The 16,268-nt window shown below is 75.9% G+C and carries 18 protein-coding genes; 12 read left to right on the top strand and 6 right to left on the bottom strand.

All coding sequences use genetic code 11. The features are described from left to right. The first annotated feature begins 1 nt into the window (after position 1). Positions 2-1,192: a cysteine desulfurase-like protein gene (locus tag OSR43_RS05015; RefSeq protein WP_302269978.1), complete on the top strand. Its 1,191-nt coding sequence runs from the start codon at positions 2-4 to the stop codon at positions 1,190-1,192. A gap of 15 nt (positions 1,193-1,207) precedes the next feature. Here OSR43_RS05015 and OSR43_RS05010 read toward each other — a convergent pair whose 3' ends face one another. Together OSR43_RS05010 and OSR43_RS05005 are read right to left on the bottom strand one after the other, a co-directional pair. Continuing rightward, a complete protein-coding gene (locus OSR43_RS05010; RefSeq protein ID WP_302269977.1) occupies positions 1,208-1,975 on the bottom strand; it encodes a sulfite exporter TauE/SafE family protein in 768 nt (255 codons plus the stop codon). Positions 1,976-2,071: 96 nt separating this feature from the next. Beyond that, entirely contained in the window at positions 2,072-2,695 is a 624-nt protein-coding gene (locus OSR43_RS05005; protein WP_302269976.1) for a FadR/GntR family transcriptional regulator, read from the bottom strand. A gap of 102 nt (positions 2,696-2,797) precedes the next feature. Here OSR43_RS05005 and OSR43_RS05000 point away from each other — a divergent pair, with 102 nt between their 5' ends. Next, positions 2,798-4,195, top strand: coding sequence for an SLC13 family permease (locus tag OSR43_RS05000; protein ID WP_302269975.1), 1,398 nt, complete (start codon positions 2,798-2,800; stop codon positions 4,193-4,195). Between the two features lie 23 nt (positions 4,196-4,218). Here OSR43_RS05000 and OSR43_RS04995 read toward each other — a convergent pair whose 3' ends face one another. Further along, positions 4,219-4,884, bottom strand: coding sequence for an HAD-IA family hydrolase (locus tag OSR43_RS04995; RefSeq protein WP_302269974.1), 666 nt, complete (start codon positions 4,882-4,884; stop codon positions 4,219-4,221). A 42-nt stretch (positions 4,885-4,926) separates the two neighbouring features. Here OSR43_RS04995 and OSR43_RS04990 point away from each other — a divergent pair, with 42 nt between their 5' ends. The 3 genes from OSR43_RS04990 to OSR43_RS04980 all read left to right on the top strand — a co-directional run bounded on the left by OSR43_RS04990 (position 4,927) and on the right by OSR43_RS04980 (position 7,282). Then, a complete protein-coding gene (locus tag OSR43_RS04990) occupies positions 4,927-5,703 on the top strand; it encodes an exodeoxyribonuclease III (protein WP_302269973.1) in 777 nt (258 codons plus the stop codon). 81 nt (positions 5,704-5,784) lie between these two features. Beyond that, positions 5,785-6,822, top strand: coding sequence for a DNA recombination protein RmuC (locus OSR43_RS04985; RefSeq protein ID WP_302269972.1), 1,038 nt, complete (start codon positions 5,785-5,787; stop codon positions 6,820-6,822). Positions 6,823-6,853: 31 nt separating this feature from the next. Next, on the top strand, positions 6,854-7,282 hold the full coding sequence (locus OSR43_RS04980; RefSeq protein WP_302269971.1) for a DUF6542 domain-containing protein: 429 nt from the start codon (positions 6,854-6,856) through the stop codon (positions 7,280-7,282). Positions 7,283-7,286: 4 nt separating this feature from the next. Here the strand turns inward: OSR43_RS04980 and OSR43_RS04975 are convergent, their stop codons facing one another. Further along, the gene (locus tag OSR43_RS04975; protein ID WP_302269970.1) at positions 7,287-7,910 is read right to left on the bottom strand and encodes an L-threonylcarbamoyladenylate synthase; all 624 of its coding nucleotides are present in this window, start codon (positions 7,908-7,910) and stop codon (positions 7,287-7,289) included. 147 nt (positions 7,911-8,057) lie between these two features. Here OSR43_RS04975 and OSR43_RS04970 point away from each other — a divergent pair, with 147 nt between their 5' ends. Then, positions 8,058-10,064: a cellulose biosynthesis cyclic di-GMP-binding regulatory protein BcsB gene (locus OSR43_RS04970; RefSeq protein WP_302269968.1), complete on the top strand. Its 2,007-nt coding sequence runs from the start codon at positions 8,058-8,060 to the stop codon at positions 10,062-10,064. Here the strand turns inward: OSR43_RS04970 and OSR43_RS04965 are convergent. After that, the gene (locus OSR43_RS04965; RefSeq protein ID WP_302269967.1) at positions 10,036-11,043 is read right to left on the bottom strand and encodes a 4-hydroxy-3-methylbut-2-enyl diphosphate reductase; all 1,008 of its coding nucleotides are present in this window, start codon (positions 11,041-11,043) and stop codon (positions 10,036-10,038) included. The genes OSR43_RS04970 and OSR43_RS04965 overlap by 29 nt on opposite strands. 45 nt (positions 11,044-11,088) lie before the next feature. Here OSR43_RS04965 and xseA point away from each other — a divergent pair, with 45 nt between their 5' ends. Together xseA and OSR43_RS04955 are read left to right on the top strand one after the other, a co-directional pair. Then, the gene (gene xseA, locus OSR43_RS04960; RefSeq protein ID WP_302269966.1) at positions 11,089-12,339 is read left to right on the top strand and encodes an exodeoxyribonuclease VII large subunit; all 1,251 of its coding nucleotides are present in this window, start codon (positions 11,089-11,091) and stop codon (positions 12,337-12,339) included. Then, positions 12,332-12,553 carry an exodeoxyribonuclease VII small subunit gene (locus tag OSR43_RS04955; RefSeq protein WP_302269965.1) on the top strand — a complete coding sequence of 74 codons (222 nt, stop codon included), beginning with the start codon at positions 12,332-12,334 and terminating at the stop codon, positions 12,551-12,553. The genes xseA and OSR43_RS04955 overlap by 8 nt, the downstream gene beginning before the upstream one ends. Here OSR43_RS04955 and OSR43_RS04950 read toward each other — a convergent pair. Then, positions 12,550-13,116: a DUF4245 domain-containing protein gene (locus tag OSR43_RS04950; protein ID WP_302269963.1), complete on the bottom strand. Its 567-nt coding sequence runs from the start codon at positions 13,114-13,116 to the stop codon at positions 12,550-12,552. The two genes, OSR43_RS04955 and OSR43_RS04950, sit on opposite strands and share 4 nt — an antisense overlap. Before the next feature lie 119 nt (positions 13,117-13,235). Here OSR43_RS04950 and OSR43_RS04945 point away from each other — a divergent pair, with 119 nt between their 5' ends. Genes OSR43_RS04945 through OSR43_RS04930 form a run of 4 tightly spaced genes read left to right on the top strand, consistent with a single transcriptional unit; the run spans position 13,236 to position 16,223 of the window. Further along, complete coding sequence (locus OSR43_RS04945; RefSeq protein ID WP_302269961.1) at positions 13,236-13,631, top strand: molybdopterin-binding protein; 396 nt, start codon at positions 13,236-13,238, stop codon at positions 13,629-13,631. Then, positions 13,628-14,404: a molybdate ABC transporter substrate-binding protein gene (gene modA / locus OSR43_RS04940; RefSeq protein ID WP_302269960.1), complete on the top strand. Its 777-nt coding sequence runs from the start codon at positions 13,628-13,630 to the stop codon at positions 14,402-14,404. Before OSR43_RS04945 ends, modA begins: the two co-directional genes overlap by 4 nt. Beyond that, a complete protein-coding gene (locus OSR43_RS04935) occupies positions 14,401-15,189 on the top strand; it encodes an ABC transporter permease (RefSeq protein ID WP_302269959.1) in 789 nt (262 codons plus the stop codon). The genes modA and OSR43_RS04935 overlap by 4 nt, the downstream gene beginning before the upstream one ends. Next, positions 15,186-16,223: a sulfate/molybdate ABC transporter ATP-binding protein gene (locus tag OSR43_RS04930; RefSeq protein WP_302269958.1), complete on the top strand. Its 1,038-nt coding sequence runs from the start codon at positions 15,186-15,188 to the stop codon at positions 16,221-16,223. The genes OSR43_RS04935 and OSR43_RS04930 overlap by 4 nt, the downstream gene beginning before the upstream one ends. Positions 16,224-16,268 lie beyond the last annotated feature (45 nt).

The raw sequence follows: 16,268 nt of genomic DNA, 5'->3' as shown, positions 1-16,268 counted from the left end.
CGTGGACGTCGACCGGACCCGTGCCTGCTTCCCCGCCCTCGACCTCGGGGTCGCCCACTTCGACGGGCCCGGCGGCTCGCAGGTGCCGCGCCAGGTGGCCGAGGCCGTGGCGGGCGCGATGACCGCCGGCCTGGGCAACCGGGGCACCACCACCGAGGCCGAGCGGCGCACCGAGCGGGTCGTCGCCGAGGCCCCCGCGGCCGTCGGGGACCTGCTCGGCACCGACCCCCGTGGCGCGGTGTTCGGCCGCTCGATGACGCAGCTGACCTTCGACCTCGCCCGCACGCTCTCCCGGTCGTGGGGCCCCGGTGACGAGGTCGTGGTGACCCGGCTCGACCACGACGCGAACATCCGGCCCTGGGTCATCGCAGCCGAGCGCGCCGGCGCGACCGTGCGGTGGCTGGGCTTCGACCCGGTGACCGCCGAGCTCGACGACGTCGCACCCCTGCTCTCCGAGCGCACGCGGGTGGTCGCGGTCACGGCCGCGTCGAACCTCCTCGGCACCCGCCCCGACGTACGTCGCGTGGCCGACGCCGCGCACCAGGTCGGAGCGCTGGTGCACGTCGACGGGGTGCACCTGGCGCCGCACGCGCCGGTCGACCGGGTGGCCCTCGGGGCCGACGTGCTCGTGTGCTCGCCGTACAAGTTCTTCGGCCCGCACCTCGGCGTCCTGGCCGCGGACCCGGCCCTCCTGGAGACCCTGCACCCCGACAAGCTGCTGCCGTCGACCGACGCGGTGCCCGAGCGGTTCGAGCTCGGCACGCTCCCCCACGAGCTGCTGGCCGGCGTCACCGCCGCGGTCGACTTCATGGCCGGCCTCGAGCCCGGGACCGGCAGCCGACGCGAGCGGCTGACCGCCTCCATGGGCGCCGTCGAGGCCCACGAGGCCGCGCTGCTCGAGCGGCTGCTCGGCGGGCTGCGCGCGATCGACGGGGTCGCGCTCCACGGCGCCCCGGCCCGGCGCACCCCGACGGTGCTGCTCACGGTGGAGGGGCACGCGCCGGCCGACGTGAGCCGGCACCTCGCCGCCGCGGGGGTCAACGCCCCGGCCGGACACTTCTACGCGATCGAGGCGTCGCGGCACGCGGGCCTGGGCGACGCCGGCGGCGTGCGCGCCGGCCTGGCTGCGTACACCTCGGCCGGGGACGTCGACCGCCTCCTCGCCGCGCTGGAGGACCTCGCCCGGCGGTGACGCGCCCGGCCGGCCCTAGGCGAGGAGCGTGACCGCCGCGACGACCCCGGCGACCAGGACGGCGGCACGCAGCACCGACGCGGGGAGGCGCCGGGCGATCCGAGCGCCGAGGTAGCCGCCACCCACCGAGCTGAGGGCCAGCACGGCGACGACCGCCCAGTCGACGTCGGCGACGACGGTGAAGGCCAGCCCGGCGACGATGTTCGAGGCCATCAGGGAGGTGGTCCGGATGCCGGCGATGACGCCGAGGTCGACGTCCAGCCCGAGGGCCAGCACCGCGATCATCATCACGCCCGCCCCGGCACCGAAGTAGCCGCCGTACACCCCGGTGAGGACGACGAACACCGTCGTGGGGGCCGAGAGCCGCAGGCGCGGCGCGCGCTCCTCCGGACCGTGCCTGGCGCGCAGCGCCGCCGAGATCCGCGGCTGCGCGGCCACCAGCACGCAGGTGCCGAGGATGAGCCAGGGCACGACCGTCTCGAAGACGCTCGAAGGGAGCGCGAGCAGCAGCGCCGCCCCGCCGAGGCCCCCGAGGGCGGAGAGCACGATCACGCGCGCGGTCAGCCGGGGGTGGACGGCCAGCTCGCGGCGGTACCCGACGGCACCGCCGGCGCCGGCCGGGACGAGCCCGACGGTGTTCGACACGTTCGCGACCACCGGCGGCAGGCCCACGGCGAGGAGCACCGGGAAGCTCAGCAGGCTCGCCACGCCGACGGTCGAGGTCAGCAGGCCGGCGCCGAAGCCGGCGAGGGCCACCCAGACGTGCTCGAGGACGCCGTCCACCGTTCCCGCCCTCCGTCGACCGCGCGCTCCGCCTGGCGCGGACTGGCCGGACCACTGAACCACAACCCCGCCTCGCTCCTCGGGCGGGGCGGGTGCTCAGGCGTCGAGGATGCCCTGGCAGGCCGTGGCCGCGGCGGCGGCGTCGCCGCGCAGGACCGCCTCCGCGAGCCGGTCGAGCCGGGCGTGCACGGCCGGGGAGTCCGGCGGGCCGGGGGCGTGGGCGGCCAGCACCTCGTCCAGCTCGGCCAGCAGCCCGTCGCCGGAGAGGCGGCGGACGCACCGCCAGGTGTGGTCGAACGAGCGCTGCCGCCCGTCCGGCGCCAGCATCGCCATCCGCAGCGCGCTGTCGGCACCGGCGGCCACCCGGGCCATGCCGGCGAGGACCGCCTCCCGGGCGACGAGGACCTCCGAGCGCGGACGCTCCCCGATCCGGTCGGCCCACCCCGGACCCGCCGGGGCGCCGACCGGCTCGGGCTCGCGGACGAGCGCACCGACGCCGTGCCGCACCTCGATCCGGCCGCGGGTCTCGAGCGCGGCGAGCGCCCGCGACAGGGTCGCCCGGCTCACCCCCAGCTCCGCGGCGAGCTGGCGCTCCGGCGGGAGCCGGTCGCCGCCCACCAGCCCCTGCGCCTCGATGAAGTCCGAGATGTGCGCGGCCAGGCTCTCGTAGAGGCGCTCGCGCCGCAGCGGAGGGAGGCGGCGCGACTCATCACCGGACATGCCGCGAGTCTAGGCACGGGTGGCCCGGTTGTCAGGTGGCCTAGCCACTGACATGATCGACCGATCTGCGCATGACGCGCGTCACACACCGAGGAGAAGTGAGTGTCCACCGAAATCGTGTCCCTGGCGGTCCTCGTGATCGTCTTCCTGGTGGCGACCGTGCGCGGCGTCAACATGGGCGCCCTCGCCCTGGTCGCGGCGTTCGTCGTCGGCCTGGCGGTCTACGACCTCGAGGTCGACGGCGTGCTGGCCGGCTTCCCGAGCGACCTGTTCGTGATCCTCGTCGGCGTCACCTACCTCTTCGCGCTGGCGAAGAACAACGGCACCGTCGACTGGATCGTGCACGCCGCGGTCCGGGCGGTGGGCGGCCGCGTGGCGCTCGTCCCCTGGGCGATGTTCCTCGTCTGCGCGGCGGTGACGGCCATCGGCGCGGTCAGCCCGGCCGCGGTGGCCATCGTTGCGCCGGTCGCCATGGGCTTCGCGCTGCGCTACCGGATCAACCCGGTGATGATGGGGATGATGGTCGTGCAGGGCGCGACCGCGGGCAGCTTCTCCCCCATCGGCGTCTTCGGCAGCATCACCAACGGCGTCGTCGACCAGAACGACCTGCCGGGCAACCAGCTCGTCCTCTTCCTCACGACCTTCACCGCGGCCGCGACCATCGCGGCGATCACCTACGTCGCGTTCGGCGGCCGCGCGCTCCTGGCGCGCGGCAAGGAGACCGAGACGGTCGCCGCGATGGGCGCGGAGGCCGAGGCCGCCAGCCACGCGGTCATGCGCGAGCGCTCCGCCGGCACGCCGCACTCGGCCGTCGAGGCCGGCCGCACCGCCCGCGGCGCCGGCCCGGGCTCCGGCGACGGCACCGGCGACGGCACCGGCGACGGGGCGGACGCCGAGAAGCACACCCTGAACGCCCAGCGCATCGTGACGCTCCTCGGCCTCGGCGCGCTGATGGTGGGGGCGCTCGGCTTCGACCTCGACGTCGGGTTCACCGCGCTGACCATCGCGGTGGTCCTCACCCTCGTCTTCCCCGACTCCGCCAAGGGCGCCGTCGAGAAGATCAGCTGGGGCACCGTGCTGCTCATCGGCGGCATCGTCACCTACGTCAACCTGCTCCAGGACCAGGGCGTGGTCGACTGGCTCGGCGAGCAGGTCGCGGAGGTCGGCGCGCCGCTCGTGGCCGCGCTCCTCATCTGCCTGATCGCCGCGATCGTCTCCGCCTTCGCCTCGACCACCGGCATCATCGGCGCGCTGATCCCGCTCGCCGTGCCGTTCCTGCTGACCGACCAGGTCAACGCCATCGGGCTGATCGCCGCGCTCGCGATCTCCAGCTCGGTCGTCGACTGCAGCCCGTTCTCCACCAACGGCGCGCTCGTCGTCGCCAACGCCGACGCCGCCGACCGCGAGCTGGTCTTCAAGCGGCTCATGCAGTGGGGCATGTCGATCGTGCTCATCGCCCCGCTCGTCGCCTGGGCGGCGCTGGTGGTCACGACCACCTGAGGCACCCCTGCGGCGACGGCTCCTCAGAGGGCCGCGACCGCCTCGGCCAGGGCCGCGGCGTCCGTCACCTCGACCGGCGGCCGCGGCCCTGCGTCGTCCACGACGTGACCGGGCCGGGCCAGCCGCACCGTCGCCAGGCCCGCCTCGAGAGCGCCCCGGACGTCGCGCGCCGACGCCGCGACGTGCACCAGCCGCTCCGGCGCCACGGCCGCCGCCGCCGCGGCGTACAGCTCGGGGCTGGGCTTGTAGGCGCCGAGCCGCTGCGAGGTCAGCACCAGCCCGGGGTCGACCAGCGCGTGGGCGCGCGTGCGGCGAGCGAGCGCGTCGTCGACGTTCGAGAGCAGGCCGACGCGGTGGTCCCGCGCCACGGCGGCCACGCCCGCGGCGACGTCGGGCCACAGCGGCCACTCGGCGACCGACTCCTCGAGGGTGGCCAGGTCGCCGTCGACGTACGACGCGTCGACGCCCAGCTCGTCCCAGGCGCGCGCCAGCGCCTCGCGGGAGAGGTCGTGGAAGGTCAGCGGCGGCCGCGCGGTCCGCTGCAGCGCCTTGTTGTGGCCGTCCCAGCGGTCGTAGAGCTCCTCCCCCGACTGCGGCCAGCCCCGCTCGGCGGCGAGGCCGCCCAGCACGAGGGCGGCGCCGGACCGGCTGTCGGTGAGCGCGCTGAACAGGTCGAAGGTGACGATCACCCGCACGACCGTAGCCGCGACCCCCTCCCTAGGCTGACGGGCGTGCGCCTCGCCACCTGGAACGTCAACTCCCTCCGCTCCCGCATCGGCCGCGTCGAGGCGTTCCTCGAACGGCACGACGTCGACGTCCTCGCCCTGCAGGAGACCAAGGCGCGCGAGGAGCAGGTGCCGCTGATGGGCCTGCAGTCGATGGGCTACGAGGTCGCCTACGCCGGCACCAACCAGTGGAACGGCGTCGCGGTGCTCAGCCGCGTCGGCCTCGAGGACGTCGAGGTCGGCTTCCCGGGACAGCCGGGGTGGGGCGACCCGGCCGAGTCCGAGGCGCGCGCCGTCGGCGCCACCTGCGGCGGCGTGCGCGTGTGGTCGCTCTACGTCCCCAACGGCCGCAAGGTCGACGACCCGCACTACGTCTACAAGCTCGACTGGCTGGCCCGGCTGCGCGACGCCGCGCAGCCGTGGCGCGACACCCCGACCGCACTGGTCGGCGACTGGAACATCGCCCCCACCGACGAGGACGTCTTCGACCCCCGGCAGTTCGCGACGTCGACGCACGTGACGCCCCGCGAGCGGGCGGCGTTCCAGGGGTTCCTCGACGACGGGTACGTCGACGTGGTCCGCCCGCACGCGCCGGGTCCGGAGGTCTACACCTACTGGGACTACTACCGGCAGCGCTTCGAGCGCAACCGCGGCCTGCGGATCGACTTCGTGCTCGGCTCCGGGCCGTTCGCCGAGCGCGTGACCGGCGCGTTCATCGATCGCGAGGAGCGGGCCGGCCAGGGCGCCTCGGACCACGCGCCGGTCGTCGTCGACCTCGACTGACGCTCCTCCCCGCGCCGGGCACTGCTCCCCGCTCGGCCCTTCTGCAGGGCACTGTCGGTGGGCGGCACCATGCTGGCGGCCATGCAGACGGTGACGTTCTTCCTGGCGCTCGCGGTGGGCCTGGCGCTGGGCGCGGTGCTCGGCGTGCTGTGGGCGCGCTCGCGCCCCGCGGTGGTCGAGGGTGCGCTGGAGTCCGCGGAGGTCATGCAGGGCCTGGACCGGCTCAGCGACCAGCTGCACCACCTCGACCTGCAGCGCGAGGGCTGGACCGGCCGGCTCCACCAGCAGGTCGACGACCTGCGGCGGGAGACCCAGTCGCTGAGCACGGCGCTGCGCAAGCCGCAGGTCCGGGGGCGCTGGGGCGAGCTGCACCTGCGCCGGGCCGTCGAGCTCGCCGGGCTGGTCGACCGCTGCGACTTCAGCGAGCAGGTGCGGCTCGAGGACGGCGCCCTGCGGCCCGACCTCGTGGTCAACCTCGTCGGCGGACGACGGGTCGTGGTCGACGCCAAGGTGCCGCTCGACGCCTACCTCGACGCGAGCGCGGCCGACGACGAGGACGAGCGCCGCCACCACCTGGCCCGGCACGCGCGCCAGCTGCGCACCCACGTGGAGCAGCTCGGCTCCAAGGCCTACTGGCGCTCGCTGCCCGAGACGCCGGAGTTCGTCGTGCTGTTCGTCCCCGCCGAGTCGTTCCTGGCGGCCGCGCTGGACGCCGACGGCGCGCTGCTCGAGCACGCCGCGAGCCGCCAGGTCGTGCTCGCCTCGCCGACCACCCTCATCGCCCTCCTCCGGACGGTGGCCCACGGGTGGAGCCACGAGGCGCTCGCCGAGCAGGCCCGCGACATCCACCGGCTCGGGCGCGACCTGCACGCCCGGCTCGGCACGCTCGGCGGTCACCTCGACTCGGTCGGCCGGTCCCTGAACGCCGCCGTCGGCCACTACAACTCCGCCGTCGGGTCGCTGGAGTCCCGGGTGCTGGTGGCGGCGCGGCGGTTCCAGGACCTCGCCGTGACCGACGAGGAGCTGGCCACCCCGCGGGCCGTCGAGCTGCGGGCGGTGGACCGCGGTGACCGGCGCGGCGCCCCCGACGAGGCCGACCGCGGCCCTACCGTGGCCTGAGTGGCCGCTGCACCGGCGGCGAGGAGGAGTCGTGGAGCGTTCCCGGACGCTGTGGGAGGAAGGGCGTGAGCCTGCCTTCCAGGTGGTCGCCCTCGGGCTCGCCGTCGCGCTGACCGCGGTGGTCGTGGACGTCTGGCTCTTCGAGGACCTCGGGCTGCTCTTCGACCTGTGCTTCGTGGCCCTGTGCGTGGTGATCGCGCTGCGCGTGCGCCCGCGCGACTTCTTCGTGGTCGGCGTCGCCCCGCCCCTGCTGATGCTCGGGGTCTTCGTGCTGCTGGGGACCACCGGTCCCGACACCATCGCCGAGGCGCACGACGGCACGGTCCAGGCGGTCGTGTCCGGCCTGTCGACCCACAGCCTCGCGCTAGTGGTCGGCTACCTGCTCTGCCTCGCCTGCCTCTACGTGCGCCAGCGGGTGCTGGCCGGCCAGGGCCAGCACACCGACCTGCTCGGCTCCTGAGGGGTCAGGCCTCGAACCGGTCCGGGTCGCCGGCGCCGCGGCGCAGCACCTGCGGCTCGCCCTCGGACCAGTCCACGACCGTCGTCGGCTCCGACGGCGTCTCCCCGCACTCGACGACGACGTCGACGTCGTGGTCGAGCTCCTCCTTGATCTCCCAGCCCATCGTCCGAGCCTCGGTCTCGCCGGGCAGGATCAGCGTGCTGGACAGCAGCGGCTCACCCAGCTGCTCGAGCAGCGCCTGGACGAAGACGTGGTCGGGGATCCGCACGCCGACGGTCTTCTTCTTCGGGTGCAGCAGCCGCCGCGGGACCTCCGGCATCCCCGGCAGGATGAACGTGTACGGGCCGGGGGTCGCCGCCCGGATCGCCCGGAACGCCGCGTTGTCGACGTGGACCAGCTGGCCGAGCTGGGAGAAGTCCCGGCAGACCAGCGTGAAGTGGTGCCGGTCGTCGAGCCCGCGGATCCGCAGGATCCGGTCGCGGCCGTCCCGGTTGCCCACCCGGCAGCCGAGGGCGTAGCCGGAATCGGTCGGGTAGGCGATCAGCGCGTCGTCGTGGAGCGCGTCCACGACCTGCTGGAGCAGGCGCGGCTGCGGGTTGTCGGGATGGATGTCGACGAAGCGGGCCACCCCGCGAGCCTAGTCCCGTCCAGACCGGACGCGCGCGGGGCGTTTGACCGGCGCCCGCGCCGGGGATGCTCCCCGGGTCCGTGAGCCAGGACTGGGGGGTGCGCGCTCGTGGGAACAGGTCTGCGTCGGAGCAGGTACGGCATCGCGGTGGCCGCGACGGCGCTCGCCGTCGGGACCCTCGGACCGCTGGCCGCCGCCCCACCCGCGTCCGCCGCCCGCGCCGACCTGGTGGGCACCCTCGACACCCGCGCCCAGCAGACGTCCACGGTCCTGGTCCCCGTGCCCGACGGGGTGCGGCCGCGCTGGGTCACCGGCGCGCTCACGGTCGGGGACGACGCGAGCGGCACCGTCCTGCTCCTCGTCGACGGTGCCGTCGCCGCCTCGGTGCCCGCGAAGCCCTCGCAGCGGGTCGCCGTGCCGGTACGCCGCAGCGACGTCCGGCCGGACGGCACGGTCGAGCTCGGTGTGCGGTTCCGCCCGGAGGGCGACCGGAGCGGCTGCCGCCCCGCCCAGCCGTACGACGTACGGCTGGCCGACCTGACGCTGCTGCACCGGGGCGCCGAGGCCGTCGACCTCGACCCGGCCGGGTTCCTGCCCGACGCCGCCTCGCGCGTCGACGTGGTCGTCCCGCGCGCCGCCCCCGACGACGTGCTCGCGGCCGGGCTGGCGACCGTGGCGGCCCTGGCCGCCCGCTACCCCGCCGACGTGCCCGTCGGCCTCACGACGGCGGACGTGGTGCTGCCCCGCACCGGCGCCGGCCAGCGCGTCCTCCGCATCTCCCCCGGCGACGGCGCGCCGACCACCACGACCGCCGTCCGCCACGGCCTCCCGACCGCGACGGTGACCGGGTCCGGCGAGGAGCTCCGCGGGGCGGCGGTCGGCCTCGTGGGCGTCGAGGCACCACCGGCCCGGCCGGCGGCCGGCGCCGGCGGCACCGCCCGCCGCACCCTGACCGACCTCGGCGCGACCGGCGCCGACACCACCCTCACCGGATACGGCCGCTCCGTCTCCGCCCTCGAGCTGCGGCAGGACGCCTTCGGCGGCTCGGTCGACCGGCTCGACGTCGACCTCACCGGCACCACCTCGGCGGCGCCCGCCGGCACCGGTGCCCGGCTGGACACCTACCTCGACGGGCGCCTGCTGGACTCCCGCCCGCTGGCCGAGGGCGGGCCGTTCCGGGTCGCCGCCACCATCCCGGGCTCCCGCCTGGGCGCCGGCTCGGAGCTGCAGGTGGTGCTCACCGCCGTCCCCGAGGACGGCTGCACGGCCGGCGACCTGCCGCCGCTGGAGGTCCGCATCGACCCGGAGGCGTCCGTGCTGACCGGGCGCCTCGACCCCGAGCCCGAGAGCGGGTTCGCCCAGTTCCCGCAGGTGCTCGCGGGCGTGCTCCCCGTCGCGCTCCGCGGCGACGGCCCGGACCGCACCGCCGCCGCCACCGGCGCGGCGCTGCTCGTGGCGAGCCTGCAGCGCGCCGCGTCCCACCCGCTCGAGGTGGGGCTCGTGGAGCCGGCCGACCTGCTCGACGGCGACCGCTCCGGGCTGCTGGTCGGCGCGACCGCCGAGGACTCAGCCGCCGCCGGGACCGCGCTGCTGCCCGACCCGGACGGCGCCCCGGGCGCCGCCCTCCAGGCCGGCGACTCCGACGGCCTGCCGCTGCTGGTCCTGGGCGACCTGGGCCCGGACTCGGGGGGACTGGCGCTCCGGCTCGCCGAGCAGGCCGACCGGGACGGCTGGGAGACGCTCACCGGCGACGCCCTCGTCAGCGACGGCGGCGCCGGCCGGCCGGTGGCCGACCTGGACCCGTCCGCCCTGCCCGGCGTGGCCGCCGCTCCCGGGGCCGACGGCACGGACGCCGGCGACCAGCGGTCCTGGGCGCGGTGGCTCCTCGGTGCGGCGGCGGCGCTGGTGCTCCTGCTGGTCGGGCTGCTCGCGACCCGGCTGGCTCCGGTGCTCCGGCGACGCCGACCGGCCCGCCCGGCTCGGCCCGCCCGTACCGAGGAGACACCGCGCCCCAGCGGGGCCGTCGGACCGACGACCGTCGGGCCGGCGGCCGAGCCGGCGATCGGCACGGCCGCCGACCGCAGGGCGGCCGAGCGGAAGGCTCGGGCGCGCCGGGTGGCCGGCCTCAGCGGGCCTGCGCGGCCGCGGCCTTGAGGTCGCGGCGCAGCTCCTTGGGCAGCGCGAAGATCAGGCTCTCCTCGGCGGTGTGCACCGCCTTGGCGTCCGGGTACCCGCGCTCGGCGAGGTAGGCCAGCACGCCGTCGACCAGCGACTCGGGCACGCTCGCGCCCGACGTCACGCTCACGGTGCGGACGCCGTCGAGCCAGGACTCGTCGATCTCCGAGGCGTCGTCGACGCGGTAGGACGCCTTGGCGCCGGCCTCGAGGGCGACCTCGACCAGCCGGACGGAGTTCGAGGAGTTGCCCGAGCCGACCACGATGACGAGGTCCGCGCCGAGGGCGATCTCCTTGACGGCCAGCTGGCGGTTCTGGGTGGCGTAGCAGATGTCGTCGCTCGGCGGGTCCAGCAGCAGCGGGAACCGCTCGCGGATCGCGGCGACGGTCTCGAGCGTCTCGTCGACGCTGAGGGTGGTCTGGGACAGCCAGGCGACGCGGGCCGGGTCGCGCACGACGATGCCGGCGACGTCCTCGGGGCCCTGGACCAGCTGGATGTGCTCCGGCGCCTCACCGGCGGTCCCCTCGACCTCCTCGTGGCCCTCGTGGCCGATCAGCAGGATGTCGTAGTCCTCGGCGGCGAACCGCTTGGCCTCGTGGTGGACCTTGGTGACCAGCGGGCAGGTCGCGTCGATCGTCTTCAGCTCGCGCTCGGCGGCCTGGCGGTGGACCTCGGGGCTCACGCCGTGGGCGGAGAAGACCACGGTCCGGCCGCTGGGCACCTCGTCGAGCTCCTCGACGAAGATCGCCCCGCGGCGCTCGAGGTCGGCCACCACGTGCTTGTTGTGGACGATCTGCTTGCGCACGTACACCGGCGCGCCGTACAGGTCCAGGGCCTGCTCGACGGTGACGACCGCGCGGTCGACACCGGCGCAGTAGCCCCGCGGTGCCGCGAGGAGGACGGCCTTCTCGGCCTCCTCCGGCGACAGGATCGGGGGCATGCCCATGTCGGTGCTCATGCCACCAGGATAGAGACGTCGGTGGCATCCCCTAATCTCGCGGCCATGGCCCTGGAGACCTCCCCTGCCGCACCGGCACCGGTGCGGCAGATCGCGAACGCGATCGCGGGCTGGGTCGACCGGCTCGGCGCGGTGTGGGTGGAGGGCCAGGTCGCCCAGGTCAACCGCCGCCCCGGCATGGGGACGGTGTTCATGACGCTGCGCGACGCGGTCGCCGACATCTCGGTGCCGGTCACCTGCTCGCGCGTGCTGTTCGACGGGCTCAACCCGCCGCTGGTCGAGGGCGCGAGCGTCGTCGTGCACGCCAAGCCGTCGTACTACGCCAACCGCGGCAGCCTGTCGCTTGCGGCCCGCGAGATCCGGATGGTGGGGCTCGGCGAGCTGCTGGCCCGCCTCGAGCGCCGCCGCCAGCTGCTCGCCGCCGAAGGCCTCTTCGCGTCCCACCTCAAGCGCCCGCTCCCCTTCCTGCCCGGCTGCGTCGGCCTGGTGACCGCGCCGGGCAGCGCCGCCGAGCGCGACGTGCTGGAGAACGCGCGCCGCCGCTGGCCCGCCGTCCGCTTCGAGGTGGCGTACGCCGCGATGCAGGGCCCGCGGTCGTGCGCGGAGGTCATGGAGGCGCTCGACCGGCTCGACCGCAACCCGGAGGTCGACGTCGTCGTCATCGCCCGCGGCGGCGGCTCGGTGGAGGACCTCCTGCCCTTCTCCGACGAGGCGCTCGTCCGCGCCGTCGCGGCCGCCCGCACGCCGGTGGTCTCCGCGATCGGCCACGAGCCCGACCAGCCGCTGCTGGACCTCGTCGCCGACGTCCGGGCCTCCACCCCCACCGACGCGGCCAAGCTGGTCGTCCCCGACGTGGTCGACGAGCTCCGCGGCGTCACGGCCGCCCGCGAGCGGCTGCGCTCGCTCGTCGCGGGGTTCCTGGCCCGCGAGCAGGCCGGCCTGGACGCCCTGCGCTCCCGACCGGCCCTGGCCGACCCGCGGTCGCTGGTCGACGCCCGCGTCGAGGAGGTGGCGCAGCTGCGCGCCCGCGCCCGCCGCACCCTCGGCCACCGCCTCGACCGGGCCACCGACGACATCGGCCACCAGCGGGCCCGGGCCCGGGCGCTGTCGCCGCTCGCGACGCTGGAGCGCGGGTACGCCGTGCTCCAGGACGCCGACGGGCACGTCGTCACCTCGGTCGCCGGGCTCGCGGCCGGTGCATCGATCAGCGTGCGGGTCGCCGACGGCCGGGTCCACGCCACCACCACCGGGGTCGAGGCGGACCCCCTCGAGACGACCGGAGGAACCGATGGCTGAGAGCAAGCCCGACCAGGACCTGTCCTACGAGGCCGCCCGCGAGGAGCTCGTCGACGTGGTGCGGCGGCTGGAGGCCGGCGGCACCACCCTGGAGGAGTCGCTCGCGCTGTGGGAGCGCGGCGAGCAGCTCGCGACCGCCTGCCAGCGCTGGCTCGACGGAGCCCGCGAGCGGCTCGACGCCACGCTGGAGGACGGGGACGGGGGCCGGGCCTAGCCCCGGGACGCGACCGGGTCGGTGGTCAGCAGCTCGACGAAGGTGCGCAGGTCCGCCTCGGACGCGGAGCCGTAGACGAGGACCGTCTCCTCGCCGAGCTCCGCGGCGTACGCCGTGTCGCCGCCCTCGTCGGCATAGGCCTCCCAGGTCGGCGCGACCGAGCCGTCGACCTCCAGGGGCTCCTGCTCGTCGGTGCTCTCGTCGACGTGCTCCTCCAGCAGGTCCTCGAGGCTGTCGTCCTCCTGCCGCAGGCCGACGAAGCGGCCGTCGTCGGTGAGCACCGCGAGGAAGAAGCTCGGCTCCTGCCCGGTGGCGGAGACCTCGACGTTCGTGGCGATCCAGCCGGCGGGCAGCTCCGACGGGTAGGCCAGGTCGCGGCCGGTCGTCTGCACGGCTCCGACGGCGTCGAGGTAGTCGACCGGCTCCGGCTCGACCTCGAGGTCGTTGCGGAACACCGAGCGGAAGACGACGAAGGCGATGACGAACAGGACCGAGACGATCATGCTGGCGATCAGGCCGTTCGTCGTGCGCTGGTAGCGGCCCGGCCTGCCCGTCTCACTCACGGGTCCATCCTCGCAGCCCCGTTCCGCCGACCGGCATCCCGCGCCCTCTTCCCCCACGCGAGTGCCGCACGTGCGGTCGTTCCTGCGCAGATCAGCCGCAGGTGCGGCATGATCGCCCCATGACGACGTACCGGGTCGCGGAGGCGGCCGACCTGCTGGGGGTCAGCGACGACACGCTGCGGCGGTGGGTCGAGGCCGGCCGGCTGTCCACGACGACCGAGGGCGGTCGCACGGTGGTCGCCGGGGACCAGCTCGCCGCGCTGGCCGAGTCCCTGGCCAACCACCCCGACCGGGAGCAGACGCGCGCCTCGTCGGTCAGCGCGCGCAACCGGCTGGCCGGCATCGTGACCCGGGTCGTGCGCGACCGGGTGATGGCGCAGGTGGAGATGGTCTGCGGGCCCTACCGGGTCGTGTCGCTGATGAGCGCCGAGGCGGCCGACGAGCTCGGGCTCGAGCCCGGCGCCCGCGCGATCGCGTCGGTGAAGTCCACCAACGTCGTGGTGGAGCGCCCGTGAGGCGCGCACCGGCCCTCGCGGCCGCCCTCCTCCTGGGCGCCGGCGCGCTCACGGCGTGCGGCTCGGGCGGCGGCTCGGACGCGTCGGCCGGACCAGGTGGCGGGACCGTCCTGCGGGTCTTCGCAGCGGCGTCGCTGACCGGCACGTTCGAGCAGCTCGCGGCCGACTTCGAGCGGCAGCACGAGGGCGTCGAGGTGCAGCTGTCCTTCGGTGGCTCCTCCGACCTCGTGGCGCAGGTGCAGGAGGGCGCCCCGGCCGACGTCGTCGCCACCGCCGACACCGCGAACATGGACCAGCTGGTCGGCGACGACCTCACCGCCGACGCCCCGGAGGTCTTCGCCACCAACACGCTGCAGCTCGCCGTGCCGCCGGGGAACCCCGCCGGCGTCGACGGGCTCGACGACCTGGGCGGCGACGTCCGGCTCGTGGTGTGCGCGCCCGCGGTCCCGTGCGGGGCGGCGGCGGAGCGCCTCGCCGAGGCGGCCGGCGTCGACCTGGAGCCGGTCAGCGAGGAGCAGTCGGTGACCGACGTCCTCGGCAAGGTGGTCTCGGGCGAGGCCGACGCGGGGCTGGTGTACGTCACCGACGTCCGCGCCGCGGACGACGCGGTGGAGGGGATCGAGGTGCCCGAGGCCGACCAGGTGGTCAACGACTACCCCGTCGCCGCCCTCGCCGACAGCGGCGAGCCGGACCTGGCCGGTGAGTTCGTCGACCTGGTGCTCGGCGCCGAGGGCCGGCGCGTGCTGCGCGACGCCGGCTTCGGCCTGCCGTGACGCCGGGGGTCCCGCGCTGGGTCCTGGCGCCCGCGGCGCTCGGCGCGGCGTTCGTGCTCCTGCCGCTGGTGGCGATCGTGGCCCGGGTGCCCTGGGCGGACTTCGGCGAGCTGGTCACCTCGGAGTCCTCCCGCGACGCCCTCGGGCTCAGCCTGCGCACCTCGGCGACGAGCACCGTGCTGTGCGTGCTGCTCGGCGTGCCGATGGCGACCGTCCTCGCCCGGACGTCGTTCCCGGGCCAGGGGCTGCTCCGTTCGCTCGTGCTGCTCCCGCTCGTGCTGCCGCCGGTGGTCGGGGGCCTGGCCCTGCTCTACACCTTCGGCCGCCGGGGCCTGCTGGGCGAGTCGCTCGAGGTCGTGGGCATCCAGGTGGCGTTCTCCACCGCGGCGGTCGTCATGGCGCAGACCTTCGTCGCCCTGCCCTTCCTCGTGGTCAGCCTGGAGGGCGCGCTGCGCACGGCCGGGGAGCGGTACGAGGTGGTCGCCGCCACCCTCGGCGCCCGCCCGAGCACCGTGTTCCGGCGCGTGACCCTCCCCCTCGTGCTGCCCGGCCTGCTGTCCGGCGCGGTGCTGTCCTTCGCCCGCGCACTCGGCGAGTTCGGCGCGACCGTGACGTTCGCGGGCAGCCTGCAGGGCGTGACGCGCACGTTGCCCACCGAGATCTACCTGCTGCGCGAGACCGACGTCGACGGCGCCGTCGCGCTGTCGCTGGTCCTGGTGGTCGTCGCCGTCGTCGTCATCGGCGTCGCCCGGCAGCGCCCCGGCCGGTCGGGGGCGTTGCTGTGACGCTCGAGCTCTCCGCGACCGTGGCCGCCCGGGACGTCGAGGTCGCCCTGGATGTCGCCGACGGCGAGACCGTCGCGCTGCTGGGACCGAACGGCGCCGGCAAGTCGACGGTCCTCGCGGTCGCCGCCGGCCTCTTGCGACCCGACGCGGGTCGCGTCGTGCTGGACGGGGAGGAGCTCACCGGCCGTCGGCAGGTGCCGCCGCACGCACGACGTACGGCGCTCCTCGCGCAGGACCCGCTGCTGTTCCCCCACCTCTCCGCCGTCGACAACGTCGCCTTCGGCCCGCGCTCGGCCGGCGCGCGTCGCCGGGCGGCCCGCGACCGCGCCCGCGGCTGGCTGGCCGAGGTCGGCGTCGACGACCTCGCCGACCGCCGGCCCGGACAGCTCAGCGGCGGCCAGGCCCAACGGGTCGCGGTGGCCCGCGCGCTGGCCGCCGAGCCCCGGCTGCTGCTGCTCGACGAGCCGATGGCCGCGCTCGACGTGGCGGTGACGCCGGCGCTGCGCCAGACCCTGAGGCGGGTGCTCGAGGGCCGCACGACGCTGCTGGTGACCCACGACGTGCTCGACGCCCTGCTGCTGGCCGACCGCGTCGTGGTGCTCGACCAGGGCCGGGTCGTCGAGGACGGCCCGAGCCGGGACGTCCTCGCCCGGCCGCGCAGCGCGTTCGCGGCGCGCGTCGCCGGGCTGAACATGGTGGCGGGCCGCTGGTCCGCGGGCGCGGTCCGCGCCGCGGACGGCCGGGTGGTGGCCGGCTCCCCCAGCGGTCCGGCCCTGGCCGAGGGTGACGAGGCGGTGGCGGTCTTCCGCCCGAACGCCGTCTCGGTGTTCGGGGGCGCCCCGGGCGGCAGTCCGCGGACGGCGCTGGACGTCGTGGTCACCGACCTCGAGCCCCACGGCGACCAGGTGCGCGTGCGGGCCGGGGACCTCGCCGCGGACGTGACCGCCCACGCCGCGGCGGAGCTCGACCTCGCCCCGGGGACGGCCGTCACCTTCGCGGTGAAGGCCACCGAGGTCTCGGTCTACGCCCGCTGACCGCCGACCCGTCCCCGGTCCCCACCACCAGGACGGCGCCCGGGC

Origin of the sequence: Nocardioides sp. Arc9.136 (assembly GCF_030506255.1) — a bacterium.
Taxonomy (GTDB): domain Bacteria; phylum Actinomycetota; class Actinomycetes; order Propionibacteriales; family Nocardioidaceae; genus Nocardioides.
The sequence above is the reverse complement of the archived record's forward strand: the minus strand, read 5'-3'. Positions and strand labels throughout refer to the sequence as shown.